We start from the raw sequence: 23,909 nt of genomic DNA, 5'->3' as shown, positions 1-23,909 counted from the left end.
GCGGGTCCTTCGGGTTCAGAGGGTGTCGGCGTCGAGCACCACGGCCGCGCGCCCTTCGAGCAGACAGCGGCCAGCGTGGCTCACGGAGAAACGGTAAAGCACGTTGGAGGCGTCGCCCGAGAGGCGTTCGGCGCGCACGTCCAGCGGGCCCGGCAGGTCGTCCAGCCGCTCGGCGTGCAGGCTGACGCCGCGCACGCTGGTGAGATAGCCCTGGTGCGGCGCAGCCTCGGTGCCGGCCACCAGTGCGCCGTGCACCGCCATGGCCTGGGCCGCGTACTCGATGCCGTTGGCCGCGCCCAGGCGGCCGTGCGCGCGCAGCGGGTGCGCGGGGTCGGTGTGGCCGACGGCGCGGCAGACCACGTGCTCGGCCGACCACTCGGCGACGGCCTCGAGCAGGCACATGTCGCCCTGGTGCGGGATGCGAGCGGCGATGCCCGCGCGGTCCAGCGTGGCCGGGCTCATGCGGGCTCGATCCGCACCGCGAGCTGCAGCCCGGGCAGATAGTCGATGCACACCTCGCCGCTGCGGGCGTGTGCGAGGCGCTCCAGCAGCGGCAGCGAGCGCAACGCGGGGATGGCCGCGCGCAAGGGTTCCAGCGCGGCCTGGTCCATCGGGCGCGCAGGCTCCTCGGTGGTCTGCACGCTGATGCGCGCCAGCGCCTGCGGCGAGGGCTCGGCTTCGAGCCTCAGGGCCACACCGGCGCAGTCGGGCACGGGCCGCTTGGCCAACAAGGGCTCGGGGTACTCGCTGTCGTAGGCCAGCAGCAGCGTGGCCTGCCGGTCCAGCACCACCTGGCCCAGCGCATCGATCAGCCCGGCGCCGAAGCTGCCGTCGTAGGCGCACAGCACCTGGCACGGGGCCATCGACTTGGTGGCGATGCCCCAGTAACCGGCGGGCGCGTTGTGCACCGAGTTGTGGAAGCGCGTGGGCGAGATGTGGCGGTCGTCGGTGGCGAGCTGCTCGCACAGCGCGTGGCAGTTGTGGCCGTCCGAGCCCGAGGCGCTGAACACCGTGGCCAGGGTGGACACGTCGGCACCGGTGGCGGCCTCCAGGCCGATGCCCAGCGCGAGCTTGATCACGCGGCTGGCGCGGCGGCGCTCGGCCGGCGGCAACACGCTGGGCGTGGGCAGCACCGAGGGCGCGGACGTCCAGGCCTGTTCACCGCGCAACACGGCGCGCGCGCTCGGCCAGTCGGGCAGGCCGGGGGCGATCAGGCCAATGCCGGTGATCCAGGCGGTCAGCGGCGCGTTCATGGTGCGGCCTTTCCGAACACCAGGCTGCAGTTGCTGCCGCCAAACCCGAAGGAGTTGGTGAGCGCATGGCGCAGTGCGGCTGGTGCGCCCTGCAACCGGTATTGCAGCGGGATGGTGGGGTCGAGCGCGCGCGAGCCCGGGCTGCCAGGCACGAAGCCGTCCACCAGGGCGAGCGCGCAGAGCACGGCCTCCACCGCGCCGGCCGCGCCCAGGGTGTGGCCGGTCGCCCCCTTGGTGGACGAACACGGCACGCGGTCGCCGAACAGGGCGGCCACGGCCTTGCCTTCGGCGCTGTCGTTGGCCGGCGTGGCCGTGCCGTGCAGGTTGATGTAGTCAATGTCTTGCGCGTTCAAGGACGAGGACCGCAGCGCGGCTTCCATGGCCAGCTTCGCGCCCAGGCCTTCGGGGTGCGGCGCCGACATGTGGTGCGCGTCGCTGGACTCGCCCGAACCGAGCAGCCACACGGCCTGGGCATCGGGGTTCCCGGCGCCGCGCTCCAGCAGCGCGTAGGCGGCGCCTTCACCGATCGAGATGCCGTCGCGCCCCGCGTCGTAGGGACGGCAAGGCTCTTCGGAAGTGAGTTCGAGCGAGGCGAAGCCGTACAGTGTGGTCAGGCACAGCGAGTCCACGCCCCCGACCAGGGCCGCATCGATCGTGCCCAGCTCGATCTGGCGCGCGGCGGCGGCGAACACCTTGGCGCTGGATGAGCACGCGGTGGAGATCGTGGCGGCCATGCCGGTGATGCCCAGGTGCTCGCGCAGGAACTCGCTGAGCGCATAGGGGTTGTGCGTGGTGCCGTAGCTGAACGCTGCGGGCAGCGCGCCGCTGGCGGGGTCGCGCTGGCGGTAGGCGAGTTCGGTTTCCAGGATGCCCGAGGTGCTGGTGCCCATGAAGACCCCGACCCGGTGGGCCCCGTGTTTCGCCACGGCGGCGCGCACGCGGTCCTCGAAGCCGTCGGCGCGCAGCGCCAGCAGGGCCAGGCGGTGGTTGCGGCAGTCGTAGGCGGCCAGCGCGGCGGGCATGGCCAGCGCGTCCACGCCGTCGATTTCACCCACCCAGGTCGGCAGCTTCACGGTCTCGAAAGCGCAAGGGCGCAGCCCGCTGCGGCCTTCGCGCACGGCCTGGCGGTGGGCATCGATTCCCACCCCCAGGCAGGTGGTGGCGGTGTAGGCGGACAGCAGCAGGGGCTTCACGGGCAGGAGCTGAAAACGGGGTCGGGCATTGTCTCAGATGGTCGCAGAGAAGCGGCCCGCGCTCAGTGCGGTACCCGGCAGACCAGCATCACGTTGGCAAAGGGCTTGCGCCCGCTCATGGGCTCGGTCTCAACCACGAAGCCCAGGTGCTGCAGCTCGGCCACCCAGTCCTGCAGGGTGCGGCAGTACAGGCGCGGCAGGCGGTGCCCGCGCGTGTAGGTGACGAGGCGGTCCACGCCGTTGCAGATGCGGTAGGTCAGGCCCGCCCCGGCGTCGCCGATGCGGGTGAGGAAGACACCGCCGGGCGGCAGGGCCTGGCGGATGCGCGCGAGCACCTCGCGCTGCTGTTCGTGGCTGAAGTAGTGCAGCGCGTCCAGGATGAGGATGGCGTCGGGCCGGCCGAAATCGACCGCGTTCATGTCGCCCTGCTCCACCCGCACCACCGGGTGCTGCGGCCCGAAGGCGCGCGCGGCGCGGTCCACGTCGCGCTGCATGAGCTCGATGCCGCGCAGCTTCTTCGGCTCCGGCGGCGGCGCCCAGCCGGCCGGCCAATGGCCTTGTGCGTGCAGCCGGCCCGCGGCCAGCAGCCAGGCGAACAGGCTGCCCTGGCCGCAGCCCAGGTCGAGGTAGTGGCCGCCTTCGGGCAGCAGTCCCCGGCGCAGCACCTCGTGAAAGATGCTGTCGTAACCGAGCTTGCCGCGCGCGTAGTGGTAGGCGAAGCGCCCGCTGGGCAGGAAGGTCTGGCTGGCTTCGTTGACCAGCATCTGGACGGATTGGCGGCTCATGGGTTCAGGGCTTGGTTCAGGGTGACGGGTTGGAGCTGGCGCTCGGCGAGGGTCTGCAGCAAAGACGGCAGCACCGCGAGGATGACAGGTTCACCGGCGGGCGTGCGGGCGCAGTGGCCGTCGTGCATGAGCACGATGTCACCCGGGCCCAGGCGCTGCGAGAGGCGCCGGAGCACCCGCTCGGGATCGCCGGTGCGGGTGTCGTAGGCGCGGCGCGTCCAGGTGGCGAGCGTGAGGCCCAGGCCGTGCAGCACCGGGTCGAGAAACGGGTTGCGCAGGCCGGCGGTGGCGCGGAAGAAACGCGGTGCCTGGCCGGTGATGTCGGCCAGCGTGTCCTGCGCGCGCACGATGTCGCGCCGCATGGCGCCAGGGCCGAACAGCGAGAACGCGTTGCTGTGGGCGTACCCATGGTTTTCCACGCGGTGGCCGCGCTGCACGATCTCGCGGCACAGCGCGGGGTGCTGCTCGGCGATGCGGCCGATGCAGAAGAAGCTGGCCTTCACCCCCGCCGCATCGAGCCGGTCGAGCACGCGCGGCGTCACCTCGGGGTCGGGCCCGTCGTCGATGGTCAGTGCGATCTCGCGCCGCTGCGCCGATGCCTCAGGCAGGCGGATCAGGTTGGGCCCGAGCAGGCGCGAGCTGGGCCACAGGCCGGCGCCGGCCAGCAGCGCGTGGTTGGCCACCAGCGCCCCCACGCCCCAAGGCCAGGCGGCGGGCACGGCCAGCATGCCCAGCGCGGCCGCGCCGTGCACGGCGGCGCTCGCGCTCAGGAAGGGGGACGGGGTCCAGCGCGGCGTGGCCATGTCAGTGGAAGTGCCCGGCATCGAGGAAACGCGCCCACAGCGGCCGCCAGGCCGACCAGTCGTGCCCGCCCGGCACGGTGTGGCGCGCCGCGGCCGGGAAGCGCTCGGCCAGTTGCGCAATGCGCGCGGCGAAGCGGTCTTCCGTGCCGTGGCCGACGAACACCGGCAGGTCGGCGGGCGGGCGCCGCAGCCACTGCCACACACGCAGCTCGGGGTCGCGCAGGTCTTCTGCGCTCGGTTGCCAGCGGTCCACGCCGCCGGCGCGTTCGATCACGTTCACGCTCGGGCGGCTGCCCGGGTAGGGCGCGAGCAGGCACAGGCCGTCGGCCACGCCGGGGCGCGCGGCCAGGTGCGCCATGGCCACCATGCCGCCAAGCGAAATGCCGCCCAGCCAGACGCGCGCGCCGCGCTCGCGCGCCGGCGTGAGCACCTGGTGTTGCAGGGCGTCCCAGGTGTCGACGGCGTCGAGTCCGAGCCCGCTGAGGTCCACCGCCAGCAGGTCCAGCGCCAGGCCGCGGCGTTCGATGGCGTCGGCGAAGCCGGCCTCGAAGAGGTCTTCGGGCCGCATGGCCACACCGGGCAGCATCACGAGCAGCTGCGGCGCAGCGCCCGAGGTGCCGACCGTGCGCAAGGCCTTCATGCCGCCGGCCTTCTGACGGCGAAGGCCGCCGACAGCACCAGGGCCAGCACCGCGCCCGGCCCCACCGTCACGCCGATGGCGTGCAGCACGGGCACGGTCGACCACGCCAGCACGCCGAAGCCCACCACGGTGGTGAAGCTGGCCACGCCGATGGAGAGCAGGGTCTCGTCGTCCAGTTCCTCGCCGAGCGCGAGGCGGTCGAAGAACAGCGCGTAGTTCGAGCCCACGGCCACAGTGAGCAGCATGCCCACCAGGTGCAGCAGGTGCAGGTGCACGCCGAAGACATGCAGGCCCGCGATCACGACCACCACCGCCATCACCAGCGGCAGCATCACGCTGGCCAGGCGCAGCGCGCTGCGCTGCACGAAGGCCATGGCGACGACGATGGCCAGGAAGCCCGCCAGCGAGAGCACGATGGCTTCGTCGATGTACTCGCCGTAGAGCGTGTCGAACTCGCCCTTGAGGTCGATGAACAGCGCGCCGCTGCCGGCCAGCGCCTCGCGCACGGCGGCCACCGGGATGTCGGCGCCCGTGGCCTCGGCCGAAGGGCGCAGGGGCAGCAGCACGCTCCAGCCGTTGGGGCGTTGCATCAGCAGCGCATCGACCGCCAGCCCCAGGCCCGTGCCTTCGAGCGCTTCGCGCGTCAACGGGGGCGCCTGGCGCGCGGCGGCCACGTCGTCCAGGAAGGGTTGCAGGCGATCGGCCGAGAGCGGCGCGTCCACCAGCGCGGCGCGCAGGCGCTCGCGCAGTTCCTCGGGCGTGGGCAGGCTGGCGCGGCGCGCGGCCTGCGTGGCCTCGCTGGGCAGGAAACGCGCCGGGGTGTCGTAGCCGCCGATGAGGCCTTGCTCGACCAGCGGCCGCAACTTCGCACCGGCGCGTTCGGCCGCCTGCAGCGCGCTTTCGCGGTCGGGCGCGGTGATCACGGCCATGTAGCGCGCATCGGGCGCGCCCAGGTCACCGCGCAGGCGCGCATCGAGCTCGCCTTCGGCCTGGCTCACGGTGGACAGCGCGGACAGGTCGGACTGCCAGAGGTCGTTGCGTTCCTTCACGAGGTACACCGCCGAGACCAACACCAGCGCCAGCAGGGGCCAGCGCAGCACGGTGGCGCGCTCCACCAGCGGGCGCAGCAAGCGGCCCTTGCTCGCGCCGTCGTGCAGGTGCACGCCGGGGCCGGCGAGCTGCGGCAACAGGTAGCGCGTGACCAGCGCGGCCGTCAGCACACCGGTGATGGCGTACAGCCCGAGCTGCGCCAGGCCAGGGAAGCCCGAGAACAGCAGCGCGCCGAAACCGAGCACCGAGGTGAGCACGCCCAGGCGGATGGTGGGCCAGTACTGCTCGCGCCAGGACCCCACGCCCTGCCGCCCCGACTGCACGAAGTAGTAGATGGCGTAGTCCACCGCCTCACCGATGAGCGCGGCGCCAAAGCCCACGGTGATGCCGAACACGGTGCCGTGCACCAGGCCGACCGCCACGATGGCCGCAAGCGTGCCGCTGAGCACCGGCACCAGCGTGAGCAGCATGAGGCGCCCGCGGCGGTAGATGAAGCCCAGCATCACGGCCAGGATGGCGGTGCTGATGAGCGAGAGGCGGCTGACCTCTTCCTGGATGGTGGCGCGCGCGCGCACCGCGAACAGGCCCGGGCCCGACATCTCCAGCGCCAGGCCCTGCAGGCCGGGTTGCTCCACCACCTTGGCGAAACGCTCACGGATCAGGTCGATGGCGGCGGCCTGGCCGTCGGTGTCGGAGCCGAGCGCGTGCGTCTGCACCACCAGCATGGCGCGTTCGCCGTCGCGCGAGGCCCACACGCCGTCCTGCTCGTTGGGTTGCACGCCGGCATTGAGGCCCGACACCAGTTCCACCAGCTCGCCCGTGGGATCGCGCGCCAGGTAGGGCTTGAAGAGCAGGCCGGCCGAGGAACTGAGCAGGTCCACGCTGTGGTTCACCGCGCTGCGCAGGCCTTCCACGCTGAAGCGCTCGGGCGTGACGGCACTGCTGAGCACGTAGCGGTGGTCGAGCAGGAAGTCGCGCGCGGCGTCGAGCGCCTCCGCCTCGCCGTTCTGCACCGTGTCCAGGCTGGCCTCTTCCTTCAGCGCGGCGCGCAGCGCGCGCGAGGCATCGGCGCGCTGGTCCGGGCTGCCGCCGGCGATGGCCAGCATCAGCAGGCGCGAGACCGCGCCTTCGCGCAGCTGGTCCACCATGACCGCCTGCTCGGGCGTGGGCTTGGACGGCAGGAAGAAGGAGACGTCGGCCGAGAAACGGGTGTTCCACAGCAGGCCCAGGCCGACCGCCATCGCCGCCAGCCAGATCAGCAGGGCACGCCAGACGCTGCGGGTCATGGCGTCGGCTCGATCGTCATTTCGGTGCGGTCGCCGTCGGCCTGCAGGTAGTCGATGCCCAGCACCTGCTGGCGCACGCCCTTGACGGTGATGCTCTTGAGCAGGCTGGTGATGCGCTCGTCGCTGGGCACCAGCACCAGCACCCAGGCCTCCAGGCTGCCGCTGAGCGAGAGCTTGTAGTTGCGCTCCAGCGCGGCGCGGTCGCCCGCGAGCGTGCTGCGGATGCTGTCCACGAAGGCGGCCACCTCGGGCCGCGCGCTCAGGCGGATGGTCATGCGGCGGCGGTCGCGCTCCAGGCTGAGCGTGTCCTTGTCGAGCACCATGGTCTCGACCTGGGGCGTGAGCGTGCGCTTCTCCAGCCGGTCGGGCGGCGAGTAGCGCATCTCGCCGGTGGCGATGACGGGTTTGTCCAGCAGCGCGAGGTGGCGTTTCTCGACGAACTTCGCCTGCCCGCCGGGGTTGCGGGCCAGTTCGGCCATCAGCTGGTCGAGGTCGAGGGCGGCGTGCGCCAGGGCGGTGACGCCGAGCAGCACGAGGCCGGTGAGAAGTCGTCGGATCATTTGCGTTGCCAGAAATCGAAGAAGTTGAACCAGTTGTAGGGCGCCCGGCGGCAGAGTTCGCTCAGGCGGTCGGCGTAGGCCTGCATGGCCTGCGCGATGGCGGCGTCGCGTTCGCCGCGCTCGACGGTGGAGAAATCGGCCAGTTGCTCGAAGCGCAGTTCGTAGCGGTTGCCGCCCAGGTAGAGGCCGGCCATGAAGAACACCGGCCGGCGCAGCATGGCGGCCATGCGCCAGGGCCCGACCGCGAAACGCGCCGGCTCCCCCAGAAAGACACATTCTGCCGTGCTGTCGTTGGCGAGGGAACGGTCGGCCAGCAGGCCGACCAGGTGGCCGTCGTCGAGCTTGTCGCGCGCCTTGAGCATGGTGTCGGGGTGGCCCAGCGCCACCACGTCCTGCCGGGCGCCCGGTTTGATGGCGTTGAGGATGGCGTTGATCTTCTGCGCGTTGTCCTCGTACATCATCATCGCCACCGGCGCATGGGCGCGGACGTGGGCCATGGCGCGCAGCACCTCGAAGCTGCCCAGGTGGGCGCCGAGCAGCAGCGCGCCGCGCTGGCGCTGCAGCGCGTCGTGCAGCGCGTCGTCGCCGACGAAGCGGATGTCGAACAGGTCGAAGCGGTCGTTGAGCAGGTAGACGCGGTCGTGCACCGTGCTCGCGAAGCTGAACACATGGCGGTAACCGTCGCGCCAGGTGGGTGGGCGGCCGAGCGCGCGGCGCAGGTAGTCGCGGCTGGCGCGCCGTGCCTTCGGCGAGAACAGCACGAAGTACAGCGTGACGAAGCGCAGCACCAGGCGACCGAAAGGACGGCCCAGGGTGAGCGAGAGCCACACCATGAAACGCAGCGCGCCGAGGTGGCTGCGTTCGCGCTGGCGCATCCACTCGGGAGGGGTGCCGCCCTTCATGGCGCCGGCGGGACGAGGCTGCCGGCCGCCACCTCGCGGCCTTCGCAGCTCACGCTGAAGGCGATGGCCCCGCGCGGCGTGGTCTGCAGCGCGAAGCGCAGCACCTGCGACGGCCCGACCGGCACGAAGAACTTGGCCTGCGAGACCTGCCAACCGCCTTGCAACGGGCGCTGGCGCATCTGCCCCGCGAACACGATCGCCTGATCGAGCAGCACCACGCCCGGCACGATGGGGCGCGCCGGGAAGTGCCCGGCAAAGGCCGGGTGGTCGGGCGGCACGGCCCAGTGGAACTCAGCCGCGTCCATGGCCCACCTTCTCGGCGTGCAGCGCCTGCAGGGCCTGGCGCGGCAGCTTGCCGGTGCTGTTGCGCGGCAGGGCCTCGACGAACACCAGCGGGCGCGGCAGGAAGATGGCGTCCAGCCGCTGGCGCAGGCCGGCCATGAGGGTGCGGGCGTCCAGCGTGGGCGCGACCACGAAGGCGGTCAGGCGCGTGACGCCGTCGTCGCCGGCCTCGTCGGGCAGGAAGAAGGCCGCATCGACCACGCCGGGCAGCGCGCCGATCTGGTGGTTCAGGTAGGCCAGCGAGGTGCGTTTGCCGGCGATGTTGATCAGGTCGGCATGCCGGCCGTGCAGCAGGAAGCGGCCCTCGGTGCCGGACTCGATGATGTCGGCCAGCGGCACGCGGCCTTCCACATGCCCGCCCAGGGCGTAGGTGGTGTCGCCTTCGTGTTCCAGGCAGACCGCCTGCATCAGCTGCCAGGCCGCGCCGTCCAGCGTGCGCCGGCTGGCCAGCGCGGAGGATTCGGTCGAGCCGTAGATTTCGTGCACCGGCGCGCCGCAGCGCGCTTCGGCGCGGCGCGCGAGATCGGGGCTGAGCGGCGCGGTGGCCGAGAGCACGAGATCCATCGGCGGCAACGGCAGCTCCGAGGCCAGCAGCGCAGAGAGGTGGAACGGCGTGGTCACCAGCATGCGCGGGCGCGGCACGGCTTGCAGCGCGGCCACGATGTCCTGCGGGTAGAAGGGCTTGCCGGCCGCGAACTGGCAGCCACCGTGCAGCGCGATGAGAAAGGTCGACTCGAAGCCGTAGCTGTGCTGGATGGGCACGGTGCCGACGATGGACTGCGGCCGCTGCATCAGGCCCAGCGCCGTGGCCTCGGCGCGGCCGTTGAGCACCAACTTGCCCCAGGTCTTGCGGTGCGGCTGCGGCAGGCCGGTCGAACCCGAGGTGAACAGGATGGCGACCACGCGCTGCACGTCCACCCGGGGCATGTCGGTGACCTCGGGCCGGGGCTGCGCGGAAAGATCGGGAAACACCAGACCGGGCAGGTCGGGCACCGCCCCGGGCCGGTCGCCCAGCCAGGACACGCCGGGGTAGTCGGCCGCCAGGCGCTGCAGCGTTTCGGGCGACTGCGACGAGGGTTGCAGGCTGACCTTGCCCGCCAGCAGACCGGCGGCGAAACCGACCGCGAAGTGGTAACGGTCTTCGCACACGTTGAGCAGCCAGCCGCCCTCGGGCAGGCGGGCGGCGAGCGCGTGCGCGTCGGCCAGGAATTCGCGCACCCGCACCGCGCCTTGCGCGCGCCAGGCGAACACGTCGTCCAGCCCGTGGGCTCCGATCAGCGGCAGGGTGTCGTTCATGGCGGCGGTGGATCGGCGCTGCGCCGCGCCGACTCGCGCTGGTAGGCCTGCCGGATGGCGGCCAGGCCCGGGCGTTCGTGCGGCGGCAGCACCCGCAGACGGACGAGGTGCTCGCCCAGGAACATGAGGCCGATCAGCGGACCGGTCAGCACGTTGGCGTGGATCGACCAGATCGCCGGCGGCGCCCAGATGAAGAGCGCGGTGGACACCAGCGCGTTGGCGAAGAAGAAGAGGGTCCAGGCCAGCGTGGCGCCGCGCGTGTAGCGCAGCTTGCGCTCGGACAGCTCGGGCCCGAAGATGCGCCGCGCCATGCGGGTGATGAGGGCATCGCCCGGCCCGAACAGCGACTTGCCGAACAGCACCCCCAGTGCCACGTGGATGCCCAGGTGCTGGATGTAATACAGCAGGGCCACGTTGTGGCGCAGGCGCGGCCAGAGCCAGGCCAGCAAGGCACCCAGGGCCAGCACGCCGGCGCCGCGCACGAGCCACTGGGGCAGGCGCCAGAGCGCCATGAGCGCGGCCACGGCGATCGGGAACACGCCCACCGCCGCGTTGAAATCCGCGTTGCCCCAGCCGGAGCTGCCCACGTGCGCCGCGATCACCCAGGCCACCATCAGGAGCAGCACACCCAGGTCCCGCAGCAGCGTGGAAACGGTCATTTCACTGGGTGCGCTGGCTGGCGATGTGGGCGGCCAGGGCGCGCGGCGAGGCGAAGATCTTCTCGTTGTCCTCGTTGTCCGAACGCATCTGGAAGCCGTAGCGTTTGGAAATGACGAGCGAGATCTCCAGCATGTCGATGGAGTCCAGGCCCATGCCTTCGCCGTACAGGGGCCCGTCGGGGTCGACCTCGCCGGGCGCGAGCTCCATGTTGAGGGCTTCGATGATCAGCGCGACCACCTCGGGCCAGAGGGCATCGACGGTTTCAGGGGAGACGGGTTGGGTCATGACGGTCCGTGGGAAAAAGAGGCTTCAAAGGGGCGGCGCGCGGAACGCCAGCACGGCGTTGCTGCCACCGAAGGCAAAGGAGTTGGACAGCGCCGCGCGCAGCGGCACCTGGCGCCGGCCCTGCAGCACGTGGTCCACGCCCTCGCAGGCGGGGTCGATGCGCCCGGCCAGGTGGGCGGTGGGCGGAATGGCCTGCTCGCGCAGCGCCAGCACGGTGACCGCGGCCTCGATCGCGCCGGCAGCGCCGAGCAGGTGACCGTGCATGGATTTGGTGGCGCTCACGGGCAACTCCCTGGCGCCGTCGCCGAACACCTCGCACAGGGCGGCGATCTCCACCGGATCGCCTTCGGGCGTGGCCGTGCCGTGGGCGTTGACGTAGCCGATCTCGTGCGGCGCCAGCTCGGCGTCGCGAAGCGCGGCGCGCAGGGCGCGCACCTGGCCCTGCCGGTGCGGGCGGACCAGGTGGCTGTGATCGCAACTGGTGCCATAGCCCACGATTTCACCATGGATGGTCGCCCCCCGGGCGATCGCGTGGTCCCAGGCTTCCAGCACCAGGGCGGCACCGCCTTCGCCCAGCACCAGGCCGGCGCGGTCGGCCGCGAACGGGCGGCAGGCGGCGGGCGCGGTCTCGGCGTTGCCCGGCGCCATCACGCGCATGGCGTCCCAGGCGCGCAGCACGCTGTAGGACTGGCAGATGTCGGAGCCCCCGGTGACCATCACGGTGGCTTCGCCGCTGCGCACGCGCCGGAACGCTTCGCCGATGGCGATGCTGGAGGACGCGCAGGCGGCCGTGTGGCTGGTGCTCACGCCGCCCAGGCCAAGCTGGATGGAGATGTGGGCATTGACCGCGTTGTTCATGCCCTGCACCACCGACAGCGGCGAGACGCGGTCGCGCCCCCGGACCCACAGGTCGCGGCCGCCGCGCTCGTGCGCCTCCAGGCCGCCCAGGGCGGTGCCCCAGATGCAGCCCCAGCTCTCGCGCTCGTCGCTGTCGGCGCCGTCGGGCTGGCGCGGCAGGCCGGCCTGGTCCCAGGCCTGGAAGGCCGCCGCCATGCCCAGCTGGGCAAAACGCTCCATCATCAGGGCCAGCGGCTTGCCCAGGGCGGCTTCGGGGGCGAAGCCGGGGCAGCCCACGAACGGGTGGGACAGCGGGCGCGGCAGATCGGCCGTCAGCTCCAGCTGGCGCACGGCGGACTCGCCGGCCAGCAGGCGCTCGAAGAAGTCCCGGGCATCACCGCCGTAGGGGCTGATCACCCCGATGCCGGTGATCGCGACACGGTGGCTGCGCATGGTTCAGCCGGCCTTGAGCGCGGCCAGCGAGTCGATCACGGCCTGCATCTCGGCCACGGTCTTCGGCGGTTGGACGTCGGAGGGGATGTCGATGCCCAGCCGGTCCTCGGCCTCGAACATCAGCTCGGCCAGCATCAGCGAGTCCACCCCGAGTTCGGCCAGCAAGGCCTCGGGCGTCACCTGATCGGGCTGGACGCCCAGGCGGTCGACGAGGAAGGTGCGGATCAGTTCAGTGGAGCTCATGAAAAATGCCCAGGGATGAAACTGGCAGGGTGGGGCCTGCAAGCAAGCTGCTGCGCAACAACGAACATGGGGAACGCCTCCGAAGCAAAGACCGTCTCGGGTTCTTCTGGTACGGCCTTGGGCGGGCACACGCCGCCCTCACTTCGCAGGGCATGGGATTATACAAAGGGCCTATCGGAAACGGCCTGACACAGGCGTGTCGTACATTAGGCCGACCGCCCCGGCGCCGGCCCCTTCCACACCCATGCCAACCCCCACCGAACGCGCCTGGTACCGCCAGCTCCTGTCCCGGTTCATCACGCTGTGGTACCTCAAGGCCTTCGGCACCATGGCCTTCATGGTCCTGTTCTTCCAGGGCTACTTCTGGGTGTTGCACCACCCCATGGCCGCACCGCTCATGATGCCCACGCTGGCCGTGGACGACTGGGTGCCGTTCCTGCCTTCGGCCTTCTACGCCTACGTCTCGCTGTGGGTCTACGTGTCGCTGCCGCCGGCCCTGATGCCCAACCTGCGCGAGCTGCTGCGCTACGGCCTGTGGGTGGGCGCGCTGTGCCTGTTCTGCCTGGCCCTGTTCTGGCTGGTGCCGACCCAGACGCCGCTGACCGACATCGACTGGGCCCAGCACCCCCGGCTGGCGTTCCTGAAAGGCATCGACGCCTCGGGCAACGCCTGCCCCTCGCTGCACGTGGGCTCGGCGGTGTTCTCAGCGTTCTGGTTCCAGCGCATCTTCCGGCAGACCGGTGCGCCGGCGGCGCTGCGCTGGCTCAGCGTGCTGCACTGCGCGGTGATCATCTGGTCCACGATGGCGATCCGCCAGCACGTGTTCCTCGACGTGCTGGCCGGTGCCGCCGTGGGGGCGGTCTTCGCCTGGCTGGCCCTGCGGTTCAGCCCGACGAAAGCTTGAACACCGCCACGGCCTGCACCATCTGCTCGGCGCGGGACTTGAGGCTGGACGCCGCCGCCGCGCTTTCTTCCACCAGCGCCGCGTTCTGCTGCGTGGCCTGGTCCATCTGGGTGACGGCCTCGCCCACCTGAGCCACGCCCGAGCTCTGCTCCTGGCTGGCCGCGCTGATCTCGCCCATGATGTCGTTGACGCGGCGAATGGCGCTCACCACCTCGGTCATGGTCGTGCCGGCGCGGTCCACCAGCGAGCTGCCCTGTTCCACGCGCTCCACGCTGGCGGTGATCAGGCCGCGGATTTCCTTGGCGGCTTCCGAGCTGCGCTGCGCGAGGTTGCGCACCTCGCCGGCCACCACCGCGAAGCCGCGGCCCTGCTCGCCGGCGCGCGCGGCTTCCACCGCGGCGTTCAGCGCCAGGATGTTGGTCTGGAACGCGATGCCGTCGATCACGCCGATGATGTCGGCGATCTTGCGGCTGCTGTCGTTGATGTCGCGCATGGTGTCCACCACCTGGGCGACCACCTCACCGCCCTGCGACGCCACGGTGGAGGCGCTCATGGCGAGCTGGTTGGCCTGCTGCGCGTTGTCGGCGTTCTGGCGCACGGTGGAGCTCAGCTGCTCCATGGACGCGGCGGTTTCCTCCAGCGCGCTGGCCTGCTGCTCGGTGCGGGCCGACAGGTCGTTGTTGCCCTGGGCGATCTCGGCACTGGCCATGGCCACGCCCTCGGCGTTGCCGCGCACGTTGGCCACCACGCGGGACAGGTTGTCCTGCATGCCCTTGAGCGCCTGCAGCAGCTGGGCGGCTTCGTCGCGGCCTTCGGCACGGATGGTGCGCGTGAGGTCGCCGTCGGCAATCAGGCGCGCGCCCTCGGCGGCCTGGCGCAGCGGCACGGTGATCGAGCGGCTCAGCATGAAGGCGGCAGCCGCGCCCAGCACGGTCGCGAGCACGCCGCCCAGGATCAGGATGTTGCGGCCGTTCGCGGCCTTTTCTTCGGCCTCTTTCAGCGCGGTGTCGTAGATGCCCTGCTGGCGCTGCTCCAGCTTCAGGATGGAGTTGATGTAGGCCTCGGCCAGGGGCTTGAGGTCGCGATCCAGCGCGACGCTCATGTCCTCACCGGCCATGCGGGCCTTGAGCACGGCGCCACGCGGCGTGCGGTAGGCCTCGCGCGCGGCGTCGATGTCCGCGATCAGCGCCTTGCCGGTCTCGGAGTGCACCAGCTCGATCATGCGTTTGCGCGAAGCGGTCGTGATCTCGGAGGTCTTGTCCATGTCGGCCTGCCACATCGGAATGCGGCTGGTGTCGGAGTCGAGGATCGCCGCCCGGGTGCGGACCCAGTTCACGTCGATGGTCTGGCGCCAGCGCACGGCCAGCTGCAGTTTTTCGTTGTCTTCCCCGGCCAGTGTGCGCGTGGTCTGCATCAGTTCCTGCAGGCGCCAGACACCGACGCCGGCCATCAGGGCCGTGATCAGCAGGACCAGTCCAAAGGCAATCGCCAGGCGGCTGCCGACCTTGATGTCATTGAGTTTCATTCGGAAAGCTTTCTGGAGGGATAGGGGGCTCGGTACCCAGGGCATCGGCGGATTGGCCCCGATCTTGAGTCGCCGGACCGCCCGCGAAGCCCCGATCAGGGCCGGCGCTTGCCCGCTTTTCCGCGCCCGCCCACAATGCCTGCCATGCCTGACGCCCCGAAACCCCTGGCCCTGGTGGCCACCGACGCCCCGGCGCGCAGCCGTCCGTCGAATTACCCCGAGCCTTTTGCCTCCCGCATGGCCGGGCGCATCAAACGTCCGCTGGGCGACAATTTCGGTCTGACCCACTTCGGCGTCAACCACACCACCCTGCCACCGGGGGCGGTGTCGGCGCTGCGCCATGCCCACAGCCGGCAGGACGAGTTCGTCTACATCCTGGCCGGACACCCGACGCTCGTCACCAACGAAGGTGCGACGCCGCTGGCCCCCGGCATGTGCGCGGGTTTTCCGGCCGGCACCGGCAACGGCCACATGCTGGTCAACGAGACCGCCGAAGCCGTGCTGTACCTGGAGGTGGGTGACCGCAGCGAGGGCGACGAGGTCAGCTACCCGCAAGACGACCTGCAGGCCGTGCAGATCGACGGCCGCTGGGCCTTCGCACACAAGGACGGGCGGCCTTACTAGGCGCGCGCCGGGACCGCTACGACACGGAGCGCGGGGCTTTGGGCAGCAGACTGGGCCGGCCGCGCGGCAGGTACCGGCCCTTGCCTTGACGGGGATGGAAGTTCCGGCCATCCCATACCACCTCCCCCGCCGCCAACGTGATGCCCGGCCAGGCGCGCAGGGCCATGCCTTCGTAGGGCGTGTAATCCACGGCATGGTGCAGCTCCGTGTTGCGCACCATGCGTTCGCCTTCGTCCCAGATCACGAGGTCGGCATCGCTGCCGATGGCGATCGTGCCCTTGCGCGGGTGAAGGCCGTAGGCCTTGGCGGGGTTCGTCGCGGTGAGTTCGACGAAGCGCTGCAGCGTGATGCGCCCGCCCAACACACCCTCCGAGTACAGCAGCGGCAAGCGGGTTTCGATGCCGGGAATCCCGTTGGGGATGTGCTGGAAAGCCACCTCTTCTCCATCGGGTTTCTTGCCTTCGGTCCCGTCGTAACGGAACGGTGCATGGTCGGACGAGAAGACCGTGAACAAGCCATCGGCCAGACCATCCCAGATCACCTGCTGGTTCTGCTTGTCGCGCGGCGGCGGGCTGCAGACGCAGCGCGCCCCTTTGTAGCTGTCGTCAATGCCCAGGTCTTCGGCGGTAAGAAACAGGTACTGCGGACAGGTCTCCGCGAACACCTTCAGCCCCTGCGAGCGGGCCCAGCGGATTTGCTCCACCGCCTCGCGCCCGGACACGTGGACCACCAAGATCGGCACATCGACCAGCTCGGCCAGCGCGATGGCGCGGTGCGTGGCTTCGCGCTCCACCAGCATCGGTCTGGCGTGTGCATGAAATCGCGGCGCGGTGCGGCCAGCCGCTTCCAGTCGGCGGGTCAGCCAGGCGATGCAGTCGGCATTCTCCGCGTGGATCATGGCCATCGCATCGTGCCGTCGCGCCACGTCGAGCACGTCCAGGATCTGACCATCGTTGAGCTTGAGGTCGTCGTAGGTCATGTAGATCTTGAACGAGGTATAGCCCTCCTGGATCAGCGCGGGCAGCTCGTGGGTCAGCACCTCGGGCGTGGGGTCGCTCACGATCAGGTGGAAAGCGTGATCGAGATGCGACTTCCCCTGCGCACGCGCGTGGTAGTCATCCACCGCGGCCCGCAAGGACTGGCCTTTCTCCTGCGCAGCAAAAGGAATGACAGTGGTGGTGCCGCCGCAGGCCGCAGCGCGCGTTCCGGTGTCGAAATCGTCGGCCATGCGCACCGGCGGGGCCATGGGCTGGTCGAGGTGGCAATGGGCGTCAACCCCACCCGGCGTGACCACTCGCCCTGCGGCATCGATCTCGCTGGCGCCCGCGGCGAGCTGCCGGCCAAGCTGCTGGATCACCCCGTCGCGAATGCCAATGTCGCTCTCGAAGCAGTCCGATGCGGTCGCCACACGGGCGTTTCGGATGACCAGATCGAAGGCGGCGCTCATGGCTGCCGCCCGATCAGCATGGCCAGCCCACCTTCCAGACCCTGATGCGCCTTGCGAGGTGGAGGCGACAGCGCTCCATTGCGCCGAGGCGCGTAGGCGCCGCGGCCCAGCGCCTCGGCCATGCGGATCGCGCTGCCCACCCCATCGATCAGCGGCACAGGCACATCGTCGGCGATCTCGCGCGCCAACCCGGCCAACGGCGCGCCCGCCAGGATGATGCTGTCCGCTCCGTCCTGCTCCACACAAGCCAGGCACATCTCGCGCAACACGTCGCGCGCCTCCTGTTGAACCGTGCCCACGCTGGCAAAACCCTGCTGAAGACCACGGTAACCGATCATGCGCGAGGACAAACCCAATTGATCCACAGTCTGCACGTACCAGGCGCCGATGCGCTGCGAGATGCCCACGATGGCAAAGCGCCCCCCGAGCAGGAAAGCGGTGGCCACGGCGGATTCGGTCAGACCAACCACCGGGATGTCCAGCAGCTCCTTGGCAGCAGTCACGCCCGGGTCGCCGAAAGCAGCGATCACGGCCACGTCGTGCTCGGCCTGTTGTTGCGCCAGAAGCTGCAAAGATGCATAGGCACCCACGGCGGCCTCGCCAGGGGTTTCGATATATGCCACGCCGAAAGGCGCGGTGGCCATGGTGATCTGCGTACCAGGCAAGGCCGCGCGCTGCGCCTCATTGCGGATCAGCTCGGACACGCTGAGGGAGATGTTGGGATTGATGACGAGAATTTTCAAGCGGTTCTCCGAGGCTCGACTTGTGCGCGAGCCCGCTGCCAAAGTGCAGCCGCCGCCTGCTGGGCGTCGGCCAAGATGCTGTCCTGGTCGACACGAAGCGCGCGACCGCCTTCAACGACGACCTCGCCGTGCACGATCACCATGGCCACGTCGCGACCCTGGCCCGTGTGCACCAAGTTGCCCAGGGGGTTGATGCAGGGCACCAAGTGCGGCCGGCGCATGTCCACGCAAACCATGTCGGCCAGCTTGCCGGCTTCCAGGCTGCCCATATGGTCGCCGAGACCCATCGCGTGCGCCCCGTTGTAGGTCGCCATGCGCAGCATGTCCGCCGGCTGCCAGCCGTCGTCGATGCCACCGGTCTGGATGCGGCCCAGGTTGAGCGCCCATCGCATGACCTCGATCATGTCCGCGTGCATGTTGTCCGTCGCCAGTGCGAGCCGGATGCCGGCGTCCTGCATGGCGCGCGTGGGCGCGATGCGGCCGCCGGTGGCGTTGCCTTTGGGCACATGCGCGAGATGCATGCCCGCCGCACCGGCGCGCTGCATGTCGGCCTCGCTCAGGTACATGCCGTGGGCTGCGATCAGCGCCGGCCCCAGCAAGCCGGTCTGATCCAGCAGCTCACAGGGCGAACAGCCGTCGCGCTCCTGCACGCGCTGGTTCTCCATGCGGCTTTGCGACAGGTGTGTCGTGACCACACCGCCATGGCGTTCGCGGTGGTCCGCCACCCGCCGCAACAATGCCTGGGAACAGGTGTCGGGCGCGTGAGGCGTGAGGTGCACACCGGTGCGGCTGTCGGGGCCACCGTGCCAGCGCGCGTGCAAGGCCAGAGCCTCGCCCAGGGTGCGCTCGCCGATCGCGTCGTCGTGGCGCCACTCGCCCAGATGCACCCGGGAGAAATCCACATCGTGGATGCGGCCGCAGGCGTAGGCGCGCAGCCCCACATCGGCCATGGCCGGCAGGGTGAGGTCCGCGTGGACGTAGCTGTCGTTGATGACGGTGGAACCGAACATCAGCGCTTCCAGCGCGCCCAGCCGAGCCAACGCCACGGCCTCGTCGGGCGTGACCTCATGGCCGTGCGGCACGCCGGGCGTGTAGGCCGGGGCAAAGCCCATGTCTTCGGCCACGCCGCGCACCATGGTCAGGATGGTGTGGGTGTGCACATTGATGAAACCGGGCAGCACCATATGCCCACGCAGATCGAGGGTGCGGCGCGCGCTCGCGCGGGGCGCGGCGTCGGCCTGCGCCACGAAGGCGATCCGCGCCCCGGCGATGCCGATCACCGCGTTCTCGATCACCTCCAGCTGCGGGCGCGTGTGCACCACGGTGGCGCCGGTGATCAGCAGGTCCAGCGAGCCCGGATCCACTCCGGGGGAAGGCGTTGGTGTCATGGGGGCCTCCGTTCAGAAACCCAGGGCTCGCGGCAGCGCCGTGACGATGGACGGGAAGGCCACGCACAACAACAGCATCGCGAACTGGAAGATCACGAAAGGCATGGACTCGCGGATGATCGCCCCCATGGGCACCCGCGTGATGCCGCTCATCACGAAGAACAGCACCCCCACTGGCGGCGTCATCATGCCAATCACCAGGTTGAACATGAACAGGAAGCCGAACCACAGCGGATCCAGGCCGAACGCGTCCGCAATCGGCACGAACAGGGGCACCAGCATGATGTAGGCCGCGTTCGACTCCAGGAACATGCCCACCACCACCAGCAGCAGCATGGTAAGCAGCACGAACACCATGGGGTCCGAGGTCATGCCCTTGACGAAGTCGGCCATCTGCTGCGGCACCATGTCGATCGTGAGCAGGAAGGTCACGGTGGCGGCCAGCGCGATCAGCGCGCCCACCATCGATGCCGTGACTGCCGCACGGAACAGGCAGCCGGGCAGGTCCGCGAAGCGCAGCTTGCGCGTGATCAGCAGGCCCACCAGCCCGGAATACACCACGGCGATGGCAGCGCCCTCGGTGGCCGTGAACACGCCGCCGATGATGCCCCCCACGACGATGATCGGCATGAACAGGATGATGTGCGCCTTGCGGAACTGCACCCAGGCATTGCGCGCGTTGAAGGCCTCGCCCGTCGGCGGGTACTTTCGCTTCCAGGAGATGAAGCTGGCGATGCCGATGAAACCCAGCGCCAGCAGCACGCCCGGCACGATACCCGCCATGAAAAGGCCGCCAACCGAGACCGATGAGCCCGCCATCAGGGCGTAGACGATCATGGCGTTGGACGGCGGAATCACGGGGCCCAAGTTGGCGGCCGAGGCGATCACCGCGCAGTTGAAGCTGTCGGGGTAGTGCTTGCGCAGCGAAGGAACAAGGGCGCTGCCGAGGGCACTGGCCGAGGCGACCGCCGCGCCGCTGACCGAGGCCAGGATGGTGCCGGCGATGATGGTCACGTGCGCCAGCCCGCCGTGCACCCGGCCGACCAGGCTGTTGGCGAAGGTCACCAGCCGCTCCATCATGCCGGCCTTGACCATCAACTCACCGGCCAGCATGAACAAGGGGATCGCCATCAGGGGGAAGTTGTCCACCGCGTGCAGCATGCGCTGGGACAGCATCACGAGCTCGAAATCGGCGGCGTAGAGCGCGGCCAGCGAGGCGAAGCCGAGGGCGAACGCCAGCGGCATGCCTGCGAAAGCGAGCAGGCAGAAGACACAGATCACTAGGAGCGTCATGACAACCTTCCTTCCCAGATGCGGGAACCCAGCCACGCGTGCAACACGAGGTGAACGAACGAATGGGCCGCGCAAATGAGCACGGCGACGTAGTAGATGCCGGCGGAAACGGGCAGCGTCGGCATGAGTTCCTGCCACTTGTCCAGGGTGGCGACCCAGGCCGCGTAGAAGATCGCGGCCATCAGCACCGCGCTGGCCACGCTCACAAGGCGGAACAGCCGATCCTTGTTCCGCGGAGACAAGCTCATGACCAGCAAGTCAATGCCCACGTGCACCGCGTACTTGATGCCATGCGGGATCGCCAGGAATATGACCCACACGAAGAACAGGCGAGAGACCTCGTCGGCGGAATCGATGGACGAACTCAGCGCGTAGCGCCAGAACACCTGCAGGGTCACCATGAGCGTCATCGCGGCCATCGCCACCACGATCACGACCATCGACACCTTGTCGACCGCCTCGACCCAGCGCCGAATGGCGGGCCAGACCGAAGGCAGCGGGTCGCCGGGCGGCTGGGCCGCCGGCGAGGGGTTCAGCCCCTCGGTCACTTGGCAGCCTCCGTGACGACGGTGTCGATCAGCTTGGCATCGATGCGCTTCTTGAGCGAGTCGACCACGCTGGTGGTGGCGCGGCGGAATTCGGCGCGGCCCTGCGGCGTGATCGGGGTGAAGGTCATGCCCGACTTCACGAGCTGCTGGCGCCAGCCCTCATCCTGCTTGGCGGCCTCCACACGCTGCCAGGCCATGGCTTCCTTCATGCCAGCCATCACCGCCTCCTGGTGCGGCTTCTTCAGGCGGTCGAACAGGCGCTTGTTGGCGGCCGCGTTGATGAAGTCGTAGAAGTGGCCGGTGTCGGACAGGTGCTTCTGCACCTCGTTGAAACGGCGGCTCGCGATGATGTTGTAAGGGTTTTCATGGCCATCCAGCACGCCCTGCTGCATCGCCGAATAAACCTCCTTCACGTCCATGGCGACCGGGTTGGCTCCGAGCGCGCGGAAGGTATCGAGGTGCACTTCGTTGGGCTGCAACCGGATCTTCAGGCCCTTGAAGTCGGCGACCGACGTGATCGGTCGCACGCTGTTCGTGACATGACGGAAGCCCAGTTCACCGTAACCCAGGCTGACGAAACCTTTCTGGGCCATGCGCTCGTCGAACAACCTGCCGACCGGCCCGTCCATGACCCGGAAAGCGGCCTCGCGCGAACTGAACAGGAACGGCAGGCTGACCGCTTCGTATTCGGGCACGATGCGCGTGAAGTAGGCGATCGACGTCACGATCGCGAACACCGTGCCGGAACGCACCTGATCAACGTTTTCCGCCGCCCCGCCCAGCTGCATGTTCGGGAACAGGTCGATCTGAAGCTCGCCCTGCGTGCGCGTCTCGACCTCCTTCTTGAAGATCTCCATCACTTTGGAGGCCGTATGGTCTGCGGGAAAGTTACCCGCCACGCGCAGCCGTTGCTGCGCCATCAAAGGACTGTGAAGGCCTGCGAACGCCACAGCGGCGGTGGCACAGAGGAGAAGGGATCGGCGAAACTTCATGGCAACTCCTAGGAGGGTCAAGCAAAGGTGATTCACGGCAGCAACCGCACGGGTAATGCAAACGAAGCGAAAGTGAATTATCTTTTTCTTGAAAATGCTGTCAACACTTCTTTTTAAGCACTTATTTGGTGCAATATCGGGTTTATACCGATTAAATTTGCACCTATATAATGCAATCAGGAATGTAAACGGCAAAATTTGCATGCAAATGGGGAATGTGATGGACACACCGATGACCGCGCCACCAGACCACACCGCGTCGGCCCCGGCCCCCGAGGAGCCGCCGGGCGCCGAGGAGCGGCGCCGTCGCCACGGGGTGCACGCCGACACCTGCGGCCGCATCCGGGACATGATCGTCCACGGTGAACTGGCGTCGGGCGAACGCATCAACGAGATGGAACTTTGCGAGGTGCTGGGGGTGTCGCGCACCCCCATCCGGGAGGCCTTGAAGGTGCTCGCGGCGGAGGGGCTGGTCGAACTGTTGCCCAACCGCGGCTCGCGCGTGACCACGCCGTCAACGGACGAAATCGTCAACCTGTTCGCTGTGATCGCGGCCCTGGAGCGCCTCGCGGCGGAGACCGTCACGCTGCAGGCCTCGGCACAGGCACTGGGCCAGCTGCGCGCACTGCACGACGAAATGCTGCAGCGGTATGCCGAGCAGGACCGCGATCGGTACTTCGAACTCAACCACCGCATCCACGAGACCATCATCGCGATGGCGGACAACCCGCAGCTCACGCGCACGCACGCCGACCTGATGACGCGCGCGCGACGCCCGCGCTTTGTGGCGATCACCACCGATGGGCGCTGGGACGAGTCGGTGAAGGAGCACGAACTCGTGATGGCGGCCATGGAAATGCGCGATGCGCGCTTCGCGGGTGAAATCGTCTACCGGCATGTGCTGAAAACGGGCACCGCCTACATCCAGTCCCTGGCCGGCGCCAAGACCTGAAACCCCACGGAGACCTGGATGCGGCTGCTGAACTTTCTCGATGAATCCACGGGCCGCCCGACCTTGGGCGCGCGCGTCGGCGACGCGGTGGTTGACCTCACCGCCGAAGGCCTGCCCGACACCGTGGACGCCTTGCTCGCGCTCGGCGAGGCGGGTCTTGAGCGGGCCCGCCACACGCTCGCGGGCCCGCTGCGGCGCCAAAGGGCCCTTGACGGCATCACCTGGCTGCCCCCGGTGCTCCAGCCATCCAAGGCCTTTGGCATCGGCCTGAACTACCGCGACCATGCCCGCGAGATCGGCGCGAGCGCCCCACCCCACCCCGTGCTGTTTCAGCGCTTTGCCTCGTCCTGGGTGGGCCATGGGCAGCCCCTGATCCGCTCGCGGCTCTCCCACCAGTTCGACTACGAGGCCGAACTGGTGGCGGTCATCGGCAAGGCGGGACGCCACATCACCCGCGACCAAGCCCTCGAGCACGTCGCCGGGTATTCGATCTTCAACGACGGCACGGTGCGCGACTACCAGGCCCGCTCTCACCAATGGCTGTGGGGCAAGAACTTCGACGCCAGCGGCGGCTTCGGCCCCGAAATCGTCACGGCCGACGAGCTGCCACGGGGCGCCCAGGGCCTGAGCGTGCAGTGCCGCCTCAACGGCCAACTGCTGCAGGACGGCAACACCCGCGACATGATTTTCGACGTGGCCGCGCTGGTGTGCGCCTGCTCCGAGGGCATCGAGCTGCACCCCGGGGACCTGATCATCACCGGCACCCCCGCCGGCGTGGGGTTCGTGCGCCAGCCCCAGGTCTGGCTGCGGCACGGGGATGTCTGCGAAGTGACCATCGAAGGCATCGGCACGTTGACCAACCCGGTGAACGACGGACCCCTGGCCTGACCACCGCTCCCGGCTGG

At 69.5% G+C, this 23,909-nt stretch carries 24 protein-coding genes and 1 pseudogene; 4 read left to right on the top strand and 21 right to left on the bottom strand.

The annotated features are described in order from the left end of the window. Positions 1–15: 15 nt before the first annotated feature. From AC07ZS_RS09560 to AC07ZS_RS09495, 14 genes and pseudogenes are all read right to left on the bottom strand, one after another. A complete protein-coding gene (locus AC07ZS_RS09560; protein WP_494798361.1) occupies positions 16–462 on the bottom strand; it encodes a hotdog family protein in 447 nt (148 codons plus the stop codon). Then, positions 459–1,253 (bottom strand): beta-ketoacyl synthase chain length factor, encoded by a 795-nt coding sequence (locus AC07ZS_RS09555; RefSeq protein WP_494798360.1) that lies wholly within the window; start codon positions 1,251–1,253, stop codon positions 459–461. The genes AC07ZS_RS09560 and AC07ZS_RS09555 overlap by 4 nt, the downstream gene beginning before the upstream one ends. Further along, positions 1,250–2,446, bottom strand: coding sequence for a beta-ketoacyl-[acyl-carrier-protein] synthase family protein (locus AC07ZS_RS09550; protein WP_494798359.1), 1,197 nt, complete (start codon positions 2,444–2,446; stop codon positions 1,250–1,252). Before AC07ZS_RS09550 ends, AC07ZS_RS09555 begins: the two co-directional genes overlap by 4 nt. A 62-nt stretch (positions 2,447–2,508) precedes the next feature. Further along, positions 2,509–3,231 (bottom strand): methyltransferase domain-containing protein, encoded by a 723-nt coding sequence (locus AC07ZS_RS09545; RefSeq protein WP_494798358.1) that lies wholly within the window; start codon positions 3,229–3,231, stop codon positions 2,509–2,511. Beyond that, entirely contained in the window at positions 3,228–4,034 is an 807-nt protein-coding gene (locus AC07ZS_RS09540) for a polysaccharide deacetylase family protein (RefSeq protein ID WP_494798357.1), read from the bottom strand. Before AC07ZS_RS09540 ends, AC07ZS_RS09545 begins: the two co-directional genes overlap by 4 nt. A 1-nt stretch (position 4,035) precedes the next feature. After that, positions 4,036–4,674 (bottom strand): alpha/beta hydrolase, encoded by a 639-nt coding sequence (locus AC07ZS_RS09535; RefSeq protein ID WP_494798356.1) that lies wholly within the window; start codon positions 4,672–4,674, stop codon positions 4,036–4,038. Continuing rightward, positions 4,671–7,010, bottom strand: a complete 2,340-nt coding sequence (locus AC07ZS_RS09530) for an MMPL family transporter (protein ID WP_494798355.1) — start codon at positions 7,008–7,010, stop codon at positions 4,671–4,673. The genes AC07ZS_RS09535 and AC07ZS_RS09530 overlap by 4 nt, the downstream gene beginning before the upstream one ends. Further along, the gene (locus AC07ZS_RS09525; RefSeq protein ID WP_494798354.1) at positions 7,007–7,570 is read right to left on the bottom strand and encodes a LolA-related protein; all 564 of its coding nucleotides are present in this window, start codon (positions 7,568–7,570) and stop codon (positions 7,007–7,009) included. Before AC07ZS_RS09525 ends, AC07ZS_RS09530 begins: the two co-directional genes overlap by 4 nt. Further along, positions 7,567–8,472 carry a lysophospholipid acyltransferase family protein gene (locus AC07ZS_RS09520; RefSeq protein WP_494798353.1) on the bottom strand — a complete coding sequence of 302 codons (906 nt, stop codon included), beginning with the start codon at positions 8,470–8,472 and terminating at the stop codon, positions 7,567–7,569. The genes AC07ZS_RS09525 and AC07ZS_RS09520 overlap by 4 nt, the downstream gene beginning before the upstream one ends. Then, positions 8,469–10,110, bottom strand: a pseudogene (locus tag AC07ZS_RS09515) (AMP-binding protein). The gene AC07ZS_RS09520 and the pseudogene AC07ZS_RS09515 overlap by 4 nt, the downstream one beginning before the upstream one ends. Further along, positions 10,107–10,769: a COG4648 family protein gene (locus AC07ZS_RS09510; protein ID WP_494798352.1), complete on the bottom strand. Its 663-nt coding sequence runs from the start codon at positions 10,767–10,769 to the stop codon at positions 10,107–10,109. The pseudogene AC07ZS_RS09515 and the gene AC07ZS_RS09510 overlap by 4 nt, the downstream one beginning before the upstream one ends. A gap of 1 nt (position 10,770) precedes the next feature. Then, positions 10,771–11,055: a phosphopantetheine-binding protein gene (locus AC07ZS_RS09505; RefSeq protein WP_494798351.1), complete on the bottom strand. Its 285-nt coding sequence runs from the start codon at positions 11,053–11,055 to the stop codon at positions 10,771–10,773. A gap of 24 nt (positions 11,056–11,079) precedes the next feature. Continuing rightward, on the bottom strand, positions 11,080–12,345 hold the full coding sequence (locus AC07ZS_RS09500) for a beta-ketoacyl-[acyl-carrier-protein] synthase family protein (RefSeq protein WP_494798350.1): 1,266 nt from the start codon (positions 12,343–12,345) through the stop codon (positions 11,080–11,082). A gap of 3 nt (positions 12,346–12,348) precedes the next feature. Next, the gene (locus tag AC07ZS_RS09495) at positions 12,349–12,588 is read right to left on the bottom strand and encodes an acyl carrier protein (protein ID WP_494798349.1); all 240 of its coding nucleotides are present in this window, start codon (positions 12,586–12,588) and stop codon (positions 12,349–12,351) included. A 244-nt stretch (positions 12,589–12,832) separates the two neighbouring features. On the opposite strand from AC07ZS_RS09495, the gene AC07ZS_RS09490 reads away from it, so the two are divergent. Continuing rightward, positions 12,833–13,492, top strand: coding sequence for a phosphatase PAP2 family protein (locus AC07ZS_RS09490; RefSeq protein WP_494798348.1), 660 nt, complete (start codon positions 12,833–12,835; stop codon positions 13,490–13,492). On the opposite strand, the gene AC07ZS_RS09485 is transcribed toward AC07ZS_RS09490, so the two are convergent. Then, on the bottom strand, positions 13,473–15,017 hold the full coding sequence (locus tag AC07ZS_RS09485) for a methyl-accepting chemotaxis protein (RefSeq protein ID WP_494798347.1): 1,545 nt from the start codon (positions 15,015–15,017) through the stop codon (positions 13,473–13,475). The genes AC07ZS_RS09490 and AC07ZS_RS09485 overlap by 20 nt on opposite strands. A 144-nt stretch (positions 15,018–15,161) precedes the next feature. On the opposite strand from AC07ZS_RS09485, the gene AC07ZS_RS09480 reads away from it, so the two are divergent. Further along, a complete protein-coding gene (locus AC07ZS_RS09480; RefSeq protein WP_494798346.1) occupies positions 15,162–15,641 on the top strand; it encodes a cupin domain-containing protein in 480 nt (159 codons plus the stop codon). 16 nt (positions 15,642–15,657) lie between these two features. Here AC07ZS_RS09480 and hydA read toward each other — a convergent pair whose 3' ends face one another. From hydA to AC07ZS_RS09450, 6 genes are read right to left on the bottom strand one after another with little or no spacing between them, the layout of a single operon-like run. After that, positions 15,658–17,088: a dihydropyrimidinase gene (gene hydA / locus AC07ZS_RS09475; RefSeq protein ID WP_494798345.1), complete on the bottom strand. Its 1,431-nt coding sequence runs from the start codon at positions 17,086–17,088 to the stop codon at positions 15,658–15,660. After that, positions 17,085–17,831 (bottom strand): aspartate/glutamate racemase family protein, encoded by a 747-nt coding sequence (locus AC07ZS_RS09470; protein WP_494798344.1) that lies wholly within the window; start codon positions 17,829–17,831, stop codon positions 17,085–17,087. The genes hydA and AC07ZS_RS09470 overlap by 4 nt, the downstream gene beginning before the upstream one ends. Then, positions 17,828–19,219, bottom strand: coding sequence for an amidohydrolase family protein (locus tag AC07ZS_RS09465; protein WP_494798343.1), 1,392 nt, complete (start codon positions 19,217–19,219; stop codon positions 17,828–17,830). The genes AC07ZS_RS09470 and AC07ZS_RS09465 overlap by 4 nt, the downstream gene beginning before the upstream one ends. Before the next feature lie 12 nt (positions 19,220–19,231). Next, a complete protein-coding gene (locus tag AC07ZS_RS09460; RefSeq protein ID WP_494798342.1) occupies positions 19,232–20,512 on the bottom strand; it encodes a TRAP transporter large permease in 1,281 nt (426 codons plus the stop codon). Further along, a complete protein-coding gene (locus AC07ZS_RS09455; RefSeq protein ID WP_494798341.1) occupies positions 20,509–21,060 on the bottom strand; it encodes a TRAP transporter small permease in 552 nt (183 codons plus the stop codon). Before AC07ZS_RS09455 ends, AC07ZS_RS09460 begins: the two co-directional genes overlap by 4 nt. Next, a complete protein-coding gene (locus tag AC07ZS_RS09450) occupies positions 21,057–22,052 on the bottom strand; it encodes a TRAP transporter substrate-binding protein (RefSeq protein ID WP_494798340.1) in 996 nt (331 codons plus the stop codon). Before AC07ZS_RS09450 ends, AC07ZS_RS09455 begins: the two co-directional genes overlap by 4 nt. 232 nt (positions 22,053–22,284) lie before the next feature. Here AC07ZS_RS09450 and AC07ZS_RS09445 point away from each other — a divergent pair, with 232 nt between their 5' ends. Together AC07ZS_RS09445 and AC07ZS_RS09440 are read left to right on the top strand one after the other, a co-directional pair. Beyond that, complete coding sequence (locus AC07ZS_RS09445; protein WP_494798339.1) at positions 22,285–23,004, top strand: GntR family transcriptional regulator; 720 nt, start codon at positions 22,285–22,287, stop codon at positions 23,002–23,004. An 18-nt stretch (positions 23,005–23,022) separates the two neighbouring features. Next, the gene (locus AC07ZS_RS09440) at positions 23,023–23,892 is read left to right on the top strand and encodes a fumarylacetoacetate hydrolase family protein (RefSeq protein ID WP_494798338.1); all 870 of its coding nucleotides are present in this window, start codon (positions 23,023–23,025) and stop codon (positions 23,890–23,892) included. The last annotated feature ends 17 nt before the right edge of the window (positions 23,893–23,909 follow it).

It is taken from the genome of Hydrogenophaga sp. GW456-12-10-14-TSB4, from assembly GCF_059424305.1.
This window is presented reverse-complemented; position numbering and strand designations above follow the sequence as displayed.